8 protein-coding genes are annotated in these 15,347 nt (G+C 49.7%); 2 read left to right on the top strand and 6 right to left on the bottom strand.

Annotated features, from left to right (window positions below):
• The first annotated feature begins 76 nt into the window (after window positions 1-76).
• Window positions 77-2,476: a PRD domain-containing protein gene (locus QZT18_RS15460; RefSeq protein ID WP_294149034.1), complete on the top strand. Its 2,400-nt coding sequence runs from the start codon at window positions 77-79 to the stop codon at window positions 2,474-2,476.
• A gap of 22 nt (window positions 2,477-2,498) precedes the next feature.
• Here QZT18_RS15460 and QZT18_RS15455 read toward each other — a convergent pair whose 3' ends face one another.
• The 6 genes from QZT18_RS15455 to QZT18_RS15430 are packed head-to-tail and all read right to left on the bottom strand — an operon-like array spanning window position 2,499 to window position 11,758.
• Window positions 2,499-3,791, bottom strand: coding sequence for a lactate racemase domain-containing protein (locus QZT18_RS15455; RefSeq protein ID WP_294149032.1), 1,293 nt, complete (start codon window positions 3,789-3,791; stop codon window positions 2,499-2,501).
• A 16-nt stretch (window positions 3,792-3,807) separates the two neighbouring features.
• Complete coding sequence (locus tag QZT18_RS15450; protein WP_294149030.1) at window positions 3,808-5,085, bottom strand: enolase C-terminal domain-like protein; 1,278 nt, start codon at window positions 5,083-5,085, stop codon at window positions 3,808-3,810.
• 27 nt (window positions 5,086-5,112) lie between these two features.
• A complete protein-coding gene (locus QZT18_RS15445; RefSeq protein ID WP_294149028.1) occupies window positions 5,113-6,513 on the bottom strand; it encodes a glycerate kinase in 1,401 nt (466 codons plus the stop codon).
• 15 nt (window positions 6,514-6,528) lie between these two features.
• Window positions 6,529-7,977, bottom strand: coding sequence for an aldehyde dehydrogenase family protein (locus QZT18_RS15440; protein ID WP_294149026.1), 1,449 nt, complete (start codon window positions 7,975-7,977; stop codon window positions 6,529-6,531).
• Entirely contained in the window at window positions 7,974-9,692 is a 1,719-nt protein-coding gene (locus QZT18_RS15435; protein WP_294149024.1) for a hydantoinase B/oxoprolinase family protein, read from the bottom strand. The genes QZT18_RS15440 and QZT18_RS15435 overlap by 4 nt, the downstream gene beginning before the upstream one ends.
• The gene (locus QZT18_RS15430) at window positions 9,689-11,758 is read right to left on the bottom strand and encodes a hydantoinase/oxoprolinase family protein (RefSeq protein ID WP_294149022.1); all 2,070 of its coding nucleotides are present in this window, start codon (window positions 11,756-11,758) and stop codon (window positions 9,689-9,691) included. The genes QZT18_RS15435 and QZT18_RS15430 overlap by 4 nt, the downstream gene beginning before the upstream one ends.
• Window positions 11,759-12,229: 471 nt before the next feature.
• Between QZT18_RS15430 and QZT18_RS15425 the strand changes: the two genes are divergently transcribed.
• A complete protein-coding gene (locus tag QZT18_RS15425; protein WP_294149019.1) occupies window positions 12,230-15,313 on the top strand; it encodes an ATP-binding protein in 3,084 nt (1,027 codons plus the stop codon).
• Window positions 15,314-15,347 lie beyond the last annotated feature (34 nt).

The raw sequence follows: 15,347 nt of genomic DNA, 5'->3' as shown, positions 1-15,347 counted from the left end.
CATCCCGAACCCCGACCGTCCCGGCGGCGTTCTCATTCCTCAATTAAATCCTCATTTTCAAAAGAAGGAGCACCATATGGGAACAAGTTATGCAAATACACTTAATTCAAGGCTTATCACAATCATACAGAGAAAAACTCTGCAAGCCGCTATTTCCAGAAATTTTGCCTCTGCCGAATCTTATGCGTTGGCTCTCAGTATTGACATGAAGTATGACAGAAGCAATATTTCCCGAAGCCTTAACCAGCTCTTTCAGGATGGTATCCTTGTTAAGGTACAGGGACGCCCTACCCTGTATTTTGATAAAAAGACCCTGTGTGATTATTTTTCTCTCTCACAACTGCCTCCCTCCTTTGAGAACTCGGAGCAGCTTAAGCGTGCCCTTCTCTCCAGTCATCCCGATGATATCCGTTCCTCCGTCACTGCTTTTCATTCATTAATCGGCACCGGAACCAATGAAAGTTTATGCGGACTGGTAACTACTGTTAAAAATGTACTTATTTATCCGTCTCCCGTCCACGGATTTATTCTGTCCGGTGAACCCGGGAGCGGAAAAACTGCTTTTTTACATGCGATTTTGGATGCCGAAATCCAGATTAAGAATACGCTCAGAGAACAAATCCTCTATCTGGATTTCAGAAAAAATTCCGATGTGGATATTTCCGACCGCTTTCCTGCCGATGTGGAAACGCCTCCCTGCATTCTTGTATTCCGTTCCCCCGATACACTGGATAATAACAGCTACTCCCTGTTTTCGGACACGCTCCACCATATTTTAAGCGGACATATATCCGGTATTTCAGCCTTTATCGTCATCTGTGATACTTTACATATGCAGGAAAAATTAAAACTGGAGCTGGCCTATGCCGCTGTAAGCATCCACCTGCCTTCCTGGTCGGAAAGAACGACGAAAGAAAAAATGATGCTGATCCTCAAGGCATTCCAGGAGCAGTGTGACATTATAAAAAAGCCCATTGAACTCAGCAAAGTCTGTTTTAATAACCTGCTCTGCAGTAAATATGAGCGCAATCTCGCTTCCCTGAGAGGTGAGGTGGCATTTGTGTGCAGAAACGCCTATGCCAATTCCTATCCGGCCTCCGATACGGTCCGTATACAGCTTGACGACATTTCCAGCCGTATTTTCAGCCAGACGGAAAACCACGCCGTGATTCTTTCCAACATGAACACAGCCGGCGAGCGGGTAAATTTTTCTACCGTTTATTTTTATCCTTCCCAGGATAACTTTACCTTTGAACAGGTGAAAAAACTTCCGATTGACAAGAACGGGGATTTTCTGAAATACAGCGCAAAACCATTCTCCTCCGGAACCGGTGATACCGATATAGTGCACCAGTGTGAAAACGCGCTGCATACTTCCCGATCCGCGCGTGAAGTAATGAAAACTTCGAAAACTTACCAGATTTTAATGAGTGTCTTTCCTGCTGCCTCGTTTTCGCAGTTTCTGCCCGTGCAGAATCCTCCCGCCGTTTACCTGGGATTGTATGCGCACATGGCAACCGTGATAGAGCAATGCCTTTCTAAGGCATATGATCCGGAGTCTTTTTCCGTTCCCGGGGAACTTACTCTAAACGAAGCGGTCTTTCCCGCCACAAATGCATTTGCCGATATCATTTCAAGAGAGTTTGACTTTACACTTCCCGAATACGAAAAGACGTGGTGTAGTCTTTATCTCACTATGGCAATGACGCTGCAGACACAGACCAAAATCCAGGTCTTTATCTTGTGCCGATGGCAGCGCATCACGGAAGTCTATGAGGAATTTACCGCCTCGCTGTCTGCCGAAAACAGACCTCTTTTTTTCACCTGCGAAAATGCGGCTCCTGATACAAGTGTGCATGTTCAATACTCCCCCATTGTAGACGAACTGGCCTCCCATTATAATTCCAAAGGCGTCATCCTGATTAGCGACGGCCCTCTGGCTCCCGAGCTGGTCAACCAGATATTCCGCAAACTGGATAACAACGTATACTACATTGACCAGCTCACCAGGGCAATTGTCTCACAGGCCGTCAGTTTTTCCGATGATCCCTTTAATTCCATCGAGTATTTTGCCCGCTATTGTTCCTCCAACCTGAATAATGGCAGAAATCTTACTCCTGAGAATAAGATCTCCACCATAGTAAAAAACATTATCCACGACTCCCTGACCTTCCTGGACTCCGATAAATTATACAGCCTCCTGTCCAACACCCTGAACGACATACAGACCGGGTTAAAAATCGGGGATAATGACAATCTCACCGTCCGTTTTATCGTGCATGCCTCCTTTATGGTAGAACGCTCCATCAAGCGGGAGACCCTGCCCTATAAGAGAACAAAAGAATTTATCCGGGGACACGAACAGTTATTTAACACTGTCCGTAAAAATATAGAAGTCCTTGAGAAGCTGTTTAATACTAAAATTCCTGATACGGAACTGGCGTATATTTCAGAAATTTTTCTGGACTATCTGTGATGGCCCGCGCCAATACCGCCTCTCACTTGACAAAAGAGACTATCCTCCCCTCCCCATCGAATTTCAACTGTTCTGGCGCCGACAATACTTCTATTCTGGCCTCGTTTTTTATCTCCTCCAGATAGTTGTCGGATATCTCTATTTCCGATAAATGGAGGGTGTCTCTGATATGAACCATTTTTACATACTTTTTTCCTCTTTTTGGAGTACAGCACGCAGCGGCGCGTATTGCAGTCTCATCGTCTTTCAGGATAACAGGCAGTTTTGCGGCCATATAGGCGCCGGACGTCAGTATATTGGTATACATAGCGTTAAAATTTATGCTTTCCGCCACCCGGCACGTCGTCAGATCTGCGGCTCCGATTCCATTGGCGTTTCCATGGGATGGGACGGTTATGCCGAGCACCACAATGCAGTGAACCGGCACGGTCGGGAATCTCGGAAGGGGAGTGATGGCGCGCCCTGTAATATTGGGATCCATGCCGCCTCCCGAGATATCCTTTCCAAGCTGATCCACAATCAGCACATCTATCTCGTCCACCAGAAAACGGGGCATATTCCTCCTCGCCAGTTGAAGAAGCGCCGCTTCCCGCTCCAATAGCCGCCCGGGCATCATTGCCTCGATTTCCATTGTCTCATCGCAGGCATTTTCAACAATGCCCAATCCGAACAGCACCGGCGCTTTCCTGAGAAACAACCGGCCGCCCTCGGGCAGGATTTCCGCCAGGCTGGAATACCCCTGCCTGTGAAACTCCGCCGCCCCCTTATGTTTTCCGAGACCGACCACCATCATTTTGCACAGGCCGCTTTCTATGATGCCACTGATGCTGGTATGAGGCTTGATCCGGCCGCAAACCACAATTCCATCCGCTTCGGCCGCTGTTTTTCCACAATAGATGCGGCATCCGCCGTCTGTTATCCCCAAACATACCGTCTCCATGTCGGATATAATTTCCATACCGGTGCTTTCTTCCGTAATCCCAAGTTGTTTGAGAACTTCGGCCTGACCGTCTGCCGTTGCTTCACCGTGGCTGCCCATGGCCGGGACGATGAACGGCCGGGCTCCCCGTGAGCAGAGAAATCCCCCCAGAATCCTCAGAATCTCAGGAAGGTTGGCAATCCTTCTGCTCCCTGCCGTTATCGCAATTCTTTTATCTTCAATATTTTCTAAGGGGAGGCGTCTTAACGTGTCCAGTGTCTCTCTTTCCACATCCCGGATTCTCCTTCCGGAAAAGTTCTGCCGGACCCGGATCATTGGAGGCAGGCAGTCCTCCATATCTCCTTGAATCTTGAATGGTATCGGTTCAAACTTCATACTCCGCCCCCTGCTCTTAAAAATGGATTAACCGGGATAAATCAGCCGGCCTGCTGCCCGGATTCTCGCTGGACGCCCTTAACAGGGAATTCATTTTATCCAGACGCTCACCCGATTTTGGCGCACCGTTTTTGGAAATGGGCGTTTCCAGGCCAAGGGACAGATCCGCCACTATGTCTCCCACCACACCGCCGGAACGGCCTGAGGGAATCGTAAGAAGTCCTTTCTGTTGTGCAAAGCGGTACGTATCCAGCGCTTCCGTCAGTGTCCCTACCTGATTCGGTTTCAGGATGAAGCCGTCGACGGCGTTTCTCCTGCAGGCCTCCTCCAGCCGTTCTCTGTTGGTAACGATAAAATCGTCTCCAATCAGGTTTGTCCTTGTCAAAACTTTATGCGCCCTTTCAAATCCGTCCCAGTCATTCTCATCCAGCAGATCCTCTACAAAAAGAAGCGGAAATTTCTCAGTTAACATTTTCATGTACTGAATGAGTTCTTCTGATTTTACCCTGCTTCCGTTCAGCTCATACGTCCCGTTTTCTTTGTCATACATCTCACTGGATGCGCAATCCAGGCAGTACGCCATGCGCCCGGTATATCCGCATTGCTCCACTGCCTCCTGCATCAGATTCAGAATGGTTTCCGGATCTTCCGAGGGAGCCGCCCATCCGTATGAACCGCCTAAAAACGGCTCTGCGTTTTTGCAATAGTGTGGAATCACTTTTTCCAGGCGGCGGTAGACCTGCACCGCCATTGCAACCGCCTCATCTACCGATTCCGCCTTATACGGCGCCAGGATAAATTCGTTAAATGCCTGCCTGATTCCCCGGTTATTTCCGCCATTCACAACATTGAACGTCGGGAGAGGAATTGTTTTCAGTTCATGTCCGGCCAAATACCGGTAAACCGGCTGCCCAGCACAGGCTGCGGCCGCTCTCAGGCAGGCTGCGGAGACGCTGTATATTGAGTTTCCTCCCAGTTTATGTTTGTCTTTCGTACCGTCCAGCGTGATCATCCGGAGGTCAATTTTTTCCTGATCACAGACATCCATCCCCTGAAGCGCCGGGGCAATAATGTCCTCCACCATCCTCACCGCGCTATGCACTCCGAGCCCCTCATATTCGCTCTCATCCCCGTCACGGAGTATAAAGGCCTCATACATGCCCACCGAGGTCCCGGTGGGAGCAGCCGCCCTTCCCTGACATCCTCCCCGTGTAATTACATCGACCTCCAAAACCGGCCTTGCCTTACAGTCCAGAATCTGCCTTGCCCTGATCGTTTCAATTGAAGTCTTCACCTTATATTCCTTCTTTCTATCTTCGGATTATCTTTTGGGTACATAAAGTACGTTAAAATCACATACATTCGTCCCTGTATTTCCCGTATATACAATGCCCCTAGCCTTCGTCAGAGCCTCAAATCCGGAGTGTTCCCTGAATGTCCTGTAAATGTCCACTCCCTCTCCTGCCAGGGCCTCCAGGCTCTCAGAATCGGCAATTCCACCCGCCGCATCGGTACTTCCGTCCGTTCCTTCGCTATCTATGGAAAGGAAACACGCGCCTCCGACCTCAGAGGCTTTGAGAGCAAATCCCAGGGCCATCTCCTGTGACGGCCCTCCATGCCCTCTGACTCTGCTGTTATCGGTAATCGTCGTGACCGCTTCCCCGGCGGAAAATACCAGGCACGGCGGTGGAACCGGCTGGCCGTATTCCTGGATCTGCCTTGCTACGGAGGCCATCATCGCCCCCGCTTCCCTTGCCTCCTCCTCAATAAATGTGGTCAGCACAATGGCCGGAATTTTTCGTTTCTTTGCCGCTTCCATCGCATAGACGCAGGAATCAGGCAGGGTATTAATCTGATAATATGTATTTTCCGGGAACTCCTTCGGCGTTTCCTTCCCCTCTCCCGGCGTCTCCAGATATGCAACGACAGATTTGGGGAGTCTCTTTTTGAGATTGTAATCACGTATCATTCCGAGCGCGTCCTTAAGTGTTGTCTGATCCGGGCCCATAGGCGTGCCGTAAAAACCGGTCCATGGTACGGAAATATCACCTGTCGGCGGATTTCCCACCGAGTCGCTGATATTAAACCCAATCAGCTCAGCCCCCCTGTCCCTGATAAGCTCCGCCATTCTACCGCCGTTCATACCGGATATGTGGCGCCTGACCGCATTGATTTCCCTGATACCCGCTCCCGACTTAAGAAGTACATCGGTGGTCTCCATCTCCTCCTGCAGCGTGATGCCCTCCACCGGGCAACTCATCAGTGCAGAACTGCCTCCGCTCATCACGCAGATGAACAGATCCCCGGCGGAAGCCTGGTCTATCATTTTCCGTATTTCCATGCAGGCGCGGTATCCCTCCTCATTGGGAATCGGATGACCGCCCGTGTACACCCTGGTCCGTTCGAATCCGTCCTCCGGTTCCTGTATTTTTACAACGGCAATGCCGTCCGTCAAAAAATCCCCCAGTATATCCTCCACGGCCTTTGCCATCGCATTGCAGGCTTTTCCCGCGCCAATCAGGTATATATGGTCTTTTTTAGAAAGATCCCAGCTTTTATCCCCAATCTTAAGAAAAGTGCCCTCTATTCTCATAATGGATCGGATCCTGCCGTAGGCATTCAATTTTCCCAGCACTTCTTCCGTGATTTCCAGTACAATTTGTCTGGATTCCGGCACACCTGCGGCAAGTAGCTGGTGTTTATTTTTAATTTCCACGATCATATTAACCGCCCTCTCTTACTTCAGAGCTATACGGATGCCCTTAACGTAGTAATATTCCTCCAGCGAGAAACTGCTTCCGTCTTTGCCGATTCCGCTGTCTTTACAACCTCCGTGGGGATAAGGCGCTCCCGTACCCGGACCGTTTACATTGACAATTCCGGCCTCCAGGCCTTTGGTAAGCGCCGCGATTTCGTTATAATCCCGGGCCCAGATATAGGATGTCAATCCATACCGGCTGTCATTGGCCTTTCTAAGAGCCTCCTTCTGCTCATCATACGGGATAACGGCCACAATGGGGCCAAACACCTCCTCTTTTATCACTTCCATGTCATCCGTGACTTCCGTCAGGACGGTGGGCAGATAATAGTATCCTTTTTCCTTCTCCTCCGGTCTCTTTCCACCGCACTCCACTCTTGCGCCCTTTGCCAGCGCATCGGCCACAATGGCTTCCATATGCTCCACCGCATCGGCGCTGATCAATGCTCCCGTATTGGCATCCTCATCCATCATTCCGCATTTGGCCGTTTCCGCAATGTCGACACACTCCTTTAAAAATGCGTCATATACGTTCCGCTGTACATAAACACGCTGGGGAGAAACACAGGTCTGTCCGGCACACCTCATTTTATTTCCGATTGTATGTGCTGCCGCTGCTTTTAAATCGGCTGTGGCTGTAACAATAACGGGAGCATTTCCTCCCAGTTCCATAGAAAACCGTTTGACGGATGTAGTCGAATCTTTTATCATGTGCAGCCCGCCCTGGGTGGAACCTATCATCGTGATCATGGCTGGAATTTTGCTCTCACAGAGAACCTTTCCGATCTCTCCCGCATCTCCGGCGATAAAATTAAGCACTCCTTTGGGAAACCCTATCTTCTTTAAAATTTCTCCCAGATACATTGTGGACAGCGGCGTTTTGGTAGCCGGTTTTATAACCGCCGTACAGCCGGAGGCCAGAATCGGCCCAATCTTTGTTGCAACATTGTGCATTGGGAAATTCCAGGCCAGGGCCGCCGCCACCACCCCCAGCGGTTCCCTTACCGTCATATACATTCCGTGGCCGCCGCTGATATCGCGCAGGATTTCCTCCTGGCTGCATTTTGCCTGCTCCATAAAGAATCCGAGATAATTAATCAGGCTGTCCGTCTCAAACTGTGCATGACTTCTGAGCTTTCCTGATTCCAGCAGCAAGAGCGTCAGCAGATTTTCTTTTTCATCCGCAATGGCCTGCCGCAGCCTGTTAACCCAACTCTCCCTCTCCTCCAGAGAAAGAGACGACCACATTGGAAATGCTCTCTCAGCCGCCTCCAGGGCCCTGACGGCCTGTCCGCCGTCTGCCAGCTTTACATCGGCAACCCATTCCTCATTTCCGGGACAGCATACCCGCTCCGTTCTCGAACGCCCCTCTTCCAATTCCCCGTCTATATAATGGTAAAAGTGATCTGCCGGCAGTTTTATATTCATATTCTGTTATCCTCCTCCATAATTGCAATACCGTTAATTTCCGCCTCCGTCATGCCGTAATCCCGCTTCGCGCTTTCCCTGGATATATATCCTTCCTCCAGATCATAACGGATCAGCGCCTTATCCCGTTCCTGCGGATTGCCATATCCTCCCGCTCCCGGCATGCGGCATCTTAAAACTCCGTTTTCCTTAAGAGGTGTTCCTGATTTCTTGGAATCGATCACCTGCTCCTCCGGTGTATCCGGATAGAGGATAATTTTCCCCGGAAGCCCCGGTTTTCCGCCAAAAAGCCCCCATGGCGGCATCTTCTGCCTGTCCGCTTTGACTGAAAATTCGCTGTTGTGTCCCAGTACCCGTATATCCTTCATCATGGACAGGCCGCCTCTGAACCGTCCCGGGCCGCCCGAATCTGTAACCAGAGTATACTGCTCAACCATATACGGAAACTCGATTTCCATGCTTTCTATCGGAAGATTCGAGGTATTCGACATATGAACCTGCACACAGCTTAGCCCATCTTTATTGAATCTGGCTCCGGATCCGCCGCCGAAGGTTTCCATGTAGACGTAATACTGATGATCGATCGGACTCACTCCTCCGAAATAAATTCCGGTAATGGCGCTGTTTGTTCCTGCTATTACCTTTTCCGGCACCACCTGGGCCATTGCCCCGAAAACCATGTCCGCTACCCTCTGTGCCGTATCGCTGCGGCCGGCACAGGCGGCCGGTTCCGTACACCCGAGTATGCATCCCGGACGGCTGGTGATATGTATGGCGCGGTAATAACCGCCGTTTGCCGGAAGGGAGGGATCCACAATACTTTTAATTCCATAGTAAACCGAGGCATAGAGCGCCGTCACGGGAAGGTTAATCGCCCCCTTTACCTGATCGGTATTATTTGTAAAATCCAGATAAATATCTTCTCCTCTCACCTCGATTTTTACATTGAGCGGAATTGGGCCGCTTCCGACTCCGTCCGAATCCAGAACGTCGGAAAATTCATACTGTCCGTCCGGAATTTCTTTCAATGCAATTCTGATTTTGCGCTCGGAGTAGTCCAGCAGTTCTGCCATGCAATCCCTTATCAGCCTGTTGCCGTAACGCCTGCATACGTCTTCCATTCTTTGGACTCCTTTCTTATTGCAGGCAAACTGGGCATTTAAATCTCCCCGCCGTATATGGTTGACCCGGCAGTTTAACAGAATCATATCCAGGATATCCGTATTTAACGTTCCTTCCGTAAATATTTTAATCACCGGAATTCGGATCCCCTCCGCATAGATAGAATCCGAATCCGCGGCATTGGATCCGGGTACCCGGCCTCCCACATCATTGTGATGGGCGATATTGGCTACAAAAGCCACCAGCTCATTTTCGTGGAAAACAGGAGAAGCCACCGCAATATCCGGCAGATGCGTCCCTCCGCCGTTATAAGGATCATTTGCTATAAACATGTCCCCCGGCCTAATTTCTTCCGGCCTGTATTTTTTTCTGATTTCTTCCACCATGCCGAGCATGGATCCGAGATGCATCGGTATATGTTCCGCCTGTGCGATTGTATTGCCCGATGCGTCAAACAGCGCGCAGGAACAGTCTTTACGCTCTTTAATATTTGTAGAATATGCCGACTTTACCAGCACTGCGCCCATTTCCTCGGCAATAGACATGAACGTGTTTCCTATTACCTCAAGAATAATGCCGTCTATCTTTTTCATGTTTCAGCCTCCTCCTGTACAAATACTTTCACAATCAGATTTCCATACTTGTCTACTTTGAACCAAGTACCAGGAGGAATGACCGTTGTGGAATCCATCTGCTCAATGATGCACGGTCCCTCCACTCTTTCACACTTTCCAAATTTTTCACGGCCGTATACCGGGCATTCGATTCTTCCGGTCTTTTCAAAATAAACATTTCTCCTGCTTATAACCGCTTTCCCGGGATCGTTCATCTCATATTCCAGCTCGGAAAGCTCCGGTTTGGTCACAAGCCCGATCGCCTCGCTTCTGAAATTGACAAACTGTACGGGGGCATCCGGATTATAGTATCCGTAGTTCATCTCATGGGCAAGGAAAAAGTCTTTTTTCATCTTTTCAACATCGGCTTCCGTGAGCTCTGCCGCCGGAATTTCAATCTGAAGTTCATAATTCTGCCCTACGTACCGCATTTCCGCTATATTATGGAATTTCTGCCGGTCTTCCTGCACATGCTCCGAAACGAGCCATTTCTTTCCCTGTTCCATAAGCCCGTTTACCAGCTCATTTACTTTCTGCGGCGTGGCCTCCTCCCAGGCCAGCAGGGCCGTCTTCACATAACTCTTTTTGATATCCGCAGTCAAAAGGCCTAATGCACAGAGAGCTCCCGGCGCCGGCGGGATCAGCACCGTGCCGATTCCCATTTCCTGCGCCAGCTCGACGGCATGGAGCGGACCGGCTCCGCCATAGGCGGTCAGAATGAAATCCGAAGGGTTATATCCCTTTTCAACCGTGATAACCCGGATTGCCCTTGCCATATTGGAATTTACAACGCTGATGACGCCCTGGGCGGCCTGCTCCGGCGTCATATCCATAGAGTTTGCCAGTTTTTCTTCCACAGCCGCTTTAGACAGCGAAGCATTTATCTTCAGCCGTCCTCCCAGCACATAGTCCGGATTGATACGCCCAAGAACCAGATTAGCGTCCGTCACAACCGGCTGTTCATTGCCCAGTCCGTATGCTGCCGGACCGGGACTCGCTCCTGCGCTTTCCGGTCCCACTTTTAATGCCCCCGCATTGTCGATATAAGCAATACTGCCTCCGCCTGCGCCAACGGCATGTACATCGATCATGGGAACACCCGACGGCAGGCCGCACACTTTCCGCTTTGTGGTGTACTCTGCGATTCCATTGTTTACCAGGGAGACATCCGTGCTGGTTCCCCCCATATCATATGTAATAATATTTTTATATCCGGCTTTGCCCGCCACATAAATGGCTCCCATTACGCCTGCGCTCGGACCTGAAAGCGCCGTTTGAACCGGTGTTTCGATCGTGGAGCTGATTGACATAACTCCTCCGTTCGACTGTGTGATATATGGTTCCACCGATATTCCTATCTCTTTTATCCGCTTTTGGAGGTTATTAATATACATTTTCATCCTCGGCCCCAGATATGAATTGATTACGGTAGTGCTGAGGCGTTCAAATTCACGGAATTCCGGCAATATCGTAGATGAGATGGAGATATATGCCTCGGGCCATTCTTCCCTGATTATTTCCTCCACCATCTTTTCATTTTGGGGATTTAAAAATGAGAACAGGAAGCATACGGCAACCGACTCAACGTTTTGTGCCTTCAGCTCTTTTATAATTTCACGTATTTCGTCATTTCTGATATCTTTCAGTATCGTTCCGTCGGACATCACGCGCTCATCCGCTTCTTTTCTGAACGCCCGCCGTATTAATGTCTCAGGCTTATCTTCGAAAATATTATAGAGGGACGGCCGTACCTGCCGGCCGATCTCCAGTAGATCCCGGAACCCCCTGGTTGTAATTAATGCCGTCTTCGCACCTTTTCTTTCGATAATCATGTTGGTAGCGACCGTTGTTCCATGTCCGAAATACTCTATCTCCTCCACAGGCACCCCATACAGATCCAGGGTTTCCTTCGTGCCGTCGGCAATTGCAACAGACTGATCCTGCAATGTGGACGACAGCTTATAGGTATAATATTTTCCCGTATCCGCATCCAGCAGGGTTACATCTGTAAAGGTTCCGCCTACATCAATACCAATTCTGAACATAACTTACCTCCTCAATTATTTTTTAATACGTTTAACTTTGCCTTATTTACATGTATTTTATTGTCATTTTTATCATTAGTCAAAAAACTATATTCGATTTTGTTTTTTTGTATAGTGTATTTATTTGTGGAATTTATTGTAATTATTATCAGAAGTCTTTTTTATAAGTGCTTTTCTTTTTTTAGTGTGCAGATTATGCATTTTTCATTCTTCCCTGTCTGGGGGATTATGTTGAAACACTCCGCTACTGTGCTTAAACCAAATGAAATATTGGCACGAAAAAAGCCCCCTGTATCTTATTTCCGGCATAAAATGGAAAAAATATATTCCCCTCCCACCGCCTGATATCCGTTGCAAAATAGTCCTATAAATGGTATTGTTAGAGCAGAAACAGATTTGCTTTTGCTACACTGAAAAGCCCGCTAATGACACGGCCTGAAGCCGTCCCGCTTCGGGTTTGGGAGGATATGAATGGACACACGAAAAGGCCAAGCAGAAAAGACCGTCAGGGACTTTTTAGATGCTTATTTAATACACCGTAATATAGACAACGCACTCTCGTTTCTGTCGGATAATATACTGTGGATCGGCGTTGGGAACGATATGGCTCTCTGCGGGATCCGCGAAGTGGAAAAACTTCTTGAAAAAGAAATCTCCCGTGATCCCGATCCGTACATGACGGAACTGATTCAGCCGTGTGAGGCGGCAGATTCTCCCGATCACGCTGTTTTCATGACAGAGCTCAAACTGATGAGGCCCGTGCCCTCAGGACCGTCCTATACGCTCACAGCCCGTTTGAGCGCTTCCTGTGCACGTTCGGACAAGATTTGGAAAATCACCGCCCTCCATGTGTCTGATCCGCGAATCCTGCAGGATTCCTCCTCCATTACCAATGATTCTATTGGGGAAGAGCATGTAAACCACAGTATATTCTTTACCGCCGATCATGAAAAACAGGCGATTCTCCAGAATCACCGACTGTCTGCCCAGCTTGAGGCCCGCAATGAGATTCTAAAAGTAGCGCTGGAGCATACTTCTATCTGTGAATTCTATTATTATCCCGATATCCGCAACTGTGTGATTCCACAGCGTACCTGCGAATACTATCACTGTAACGGGCGGTATGATCGGATGCCCGACAGCTTTCTTGAGCAGCTCGTCCTGCCCGCATACCACGCCGTCTGCAGGCAGATGTATGATGCCATCCACCAGGGCAGCCGCACGGCAAATTCCGAGTTTCTGACCAATACCGGCGTATGGTGCCGTGTTATTATGTCAACCGTAAGCTGGGATGAAAAAGGGAAACCCGATTTTGTAGTGGGAATTATAGAAGATATAACAAAAGAAAAAGAGATGGCCTCCGCGCTGGAAAAAGCCAGATCCCGTGACAGCATGACGGGACTCTGGAATAAAGAAACCGGCACGAGGCTTGCTCAGGAATATATGCAGTCAAAGTCGGATGATGAAAACTGCGTCATCATGCTCCTGGATATGGACGATTTCTCCAGGCTCAACGATGAGGAAGGAACTACGTTTGCCAACGCAGTGCTGTTGGAAGTGGCGGACGTACTCCGGACCAGCACCGGCGAAGAGGATCTCCAGATCCGTCTCGGAGGCGATGAGTTTATGCTCTTCCTAAAAAACTGCGATAAGAAGCAGGCCACCATCATCGGCCCGCATATCGCAGAGCAGGTACAAAATCTTCTGGCCCAGACGGACAGCGGCACCCCTATTTCCGTCAGCATCGGAATGTGTTCCACCGAGGTGGTCAATGAATACAGCGGCCTCTACCGCTGCGCAGAAAGCACGCTGAAGTATGTGAAAGAGAACTGCCGGGGACGCGCCGCCTGTTATCTCGATACCTCCAACGAACTCGGCGTGATGCTGACCAACCTGTACACCGAAAAATATATCGTCAATACGATTGAGCAGGAAGACTCCGAACGCGGTGAAAACCTGATCTCCTTTGCCCTAGATCTGCTCGGCAAGGCAAATAACCTGGAGGATGCCGTATCTCTGCTGTTTGCGAGGATGGGTAAAATTTACCATCTGGACCGCGTATCACTGCTGGAAATTGATCCGGCTTTCCTGACCTGCCATTTCACCTACCAGTGGGCCAGGGATAAATCCTTCCTTCATCTTAATAAGCCCATTTACATAACGAAGGAAAGCTACGATGCGGCGGCCGGCTGCTACGGCTCGGACGGTCTGTACGGCTTATGTCCTAATAAGGAAATTTCCCCGTTCCCTTCCTGCCTTCATGCTGGAATCTGGAACCATGGCGCATTTATCGGCGCCCTGGGATTCGAAGTCGGCCAGGATAACTACACCTGGACAAAAGAACAGCGCCGCGTACTGGCGGAGATGGGTAAAATTGTCCCATCCTTTGTCATGAAAGCACGCGCCGACGCCTTCAGCCAGGCAAAGACGGACTTCCTGTCCCGTATGAGCCACGAGATAAGAACACCAATGAATGCCATCGTCGGCATGACCGCAATCGCCCGCTCCATGGCAGGCAATAAGGAGAAGGTTCTGGAATGCCTGGACAAACTGGACACCTCCAACCAATACCTTTTAAACCTGGTTAATGATATCCTGGACATGTCCCGCATTGAGAGCGGCAAGATGGAGCTGAATCCCGAAACAATCGATTTGGCGGCCCTCCTCTCTTCGCTGGAAGGAATGATGCTGCCTCAGGCCGAGGGCAAAAATCTGTCTTTCGACATTATCAATGAATATAAAAATAACCATCCTCTCCTGGCCGACAAACTGCGCTTGGAACAGGTCCTTCTGAACATCGTCGGCAACGCAGTCAAATTTACGGAGCCCGGAGGCCGCGTTATCCTGCGCGTTACGCCCGTACAGGAGGATAAGGATCACCTGACCCTCCATTTTGCCGTAAGCGATACCGGTATTGGAATTGCCCCGGAAGCCCTGCAGAATATTTTCAACGCCTTTGAACAGGCGGCCAGAGACACCTCATCCCACTACGGCGGTACCGGACTCGGCCTTGCCATCTCAAGCCGCCTCGTCCAGATGATGGGCGGGATACTGAAAGTGAAAAGTGAACCCGGCCGCGGTTCGGAATTCTTCTTCACCCTGAGCTTTCCTTACAGCGATGCACTTCCGTTTGTGAAGAAACATCTGCCGGATATGCGCTCCGACAGCTTTAAGGGAAAACGCCTCTTAATCGTGGAGGACAATGAACTGAACCGTGAAATAGCGCAGACTCTCCTGGAGATGAACGGTTTTATCGTGGAAACGGCGGAAAACGGCCAGGCCGCCCTCCAGACGTTTGCCGGTCATGACGCCTGCCATTATGATGCCATCCTGATGGATATCCATATGCCTGTTATGGACGGAATTGAAGCTACCAAACGGCTGCGTACCATGGGACGCTCCGACTCACGAACCATCCCGATTATCGCGATGACGGCTAATGCCTTTAGTGAGGACAGCCGCAAATCGTTGCAGATCGGAATGAACGGCCATCTTTCTAAACCCATACAGATTGAGGAGCTGCTGCTTACCCTCCATCAATGTCTTAATTGTTAAACCGTATTCAGCGGTTCGTCCGCATCAATGCATA

Origin of the sequence: uncultured Clostridium sp. (genome assembly GCF_900547735.1) — a bacterium.
Lineage (GTDB): Bacteria > Bacillota > Clostridia > Lachnospirales > Lachnospiraceae > Otoolea.
Note: the sequence above shows the minus strand (reverse complement) of the source record. Positions and strands in the feature narration are given on the sequence as shown.

Coding starts and splice junctions, on each gene's coding strand:
- QZT18_RS15460 (WP_294149034.1), top strand. CDS start 77: ATGGGAACAAGTTATGCAAATACACTTAATTCAAGGCTTATCACAATC.
- QZT18_RS15455 (WP_294149032.1), bottom strand. CDS start 3,791: ATGAAGTTTGAACCGATACCATTCAAGATTCAAGGAGATATGGAGGAC.
- QZT18_RS15445 (WP_294149028.1), bottom strand. CDS start 6,513: ATGATCGTGGAAATTAAAAATAAACACCAGCTACTTGCCGCAGGTGTG.
- QZT18_RS15440 (WP_294149026.1), bottom strand. CDS start 7,977: ATGAATATAAAACTGCCGGCAGATCACTTTTACCATTATATAGACGGG.
- QZT18_RS15435 (WP_294149024.1), bottom strand. CDS start 9,692: ATGAAAAAGATAGACGGCATTATTCTTGAGGTAATAGGAAACACGTTC.
- QZT18_RS15430 (WP_294149022.1), bottom strand. CDS start 11,758: ATGTTCAGAATTGGTATTGATGTAGGCGGAACCTTTACAGATGTAACC.
- QZT18_RS15425 (WP_294149019.1), top strand. CDS start 12,230: ATGGACACACGAAAAGGCCAAGCAGAAAAGACCGTCAGGGACTTTTTA.